Source organism: Acidiluteibacter ferrifornacis (genome assembly GCF_009909615.1).
Taxonomy (GTDB): Bacteria; Bacteroidota; Bacteroidia; order Flavobacteriales_E; family Vicingaceae; genus Acidiluteibacter; species Acidiluteibacter ferrifornacis.
The window spans coordinates 341797-342179 of sequence record NZ_WWNE01000012.1 but is presented as its reverse complement, the minus strand read 5'-3'; the positions used below and the strand labels follow the sequence as shown (position 1 = coordinate 342179).

Sequence of the window (383 nt, the reverse complement as noted above, 5' to 3'; positions counted from 1 at the left end):
TGCCTGTTGCTACATTGTTGAATGAAATAGTTACTTGCTCTCTCGTTGGGTTTGGATATAATCCAAAACTTGAAGCATCTAAGCTATTCTTTCCAACTCCTGTATATAATGGAGAGTTGATTCTAAAGTTATCTAATGCAAACCCATCATTCTCTATACTTCCGTTGGATCTGAATACAAATCTAAACTTCACTTGAGATACTCCTCCTATTCCTGTAACGGTATTTAATACCGGAAGATAGTTTCCTGCTCCTCCACTTGAGAATCCATCCCAAACATCATCGGTAGCATTGTTGTAGAAGTTTATCGCAAAAGTAGATGCTGCTACTTTAGACCATGTCAATCCATTATCCATGGTCATCTCCATCCATACTTGGTCTGAG

At 38.4% G+C, this 383-nt stretch carries 1 protein-coding gene; it reads right to left on the bottom strand.

The window, feature by feature from the left end; genetic code table 11:
- The coding region (locus GQN54_RS13655) for a hypothetical protein (RefSeq protein WP_160634111.1) at positions 1-383 on the bottom strand (383 nt) is incomplete at both ends.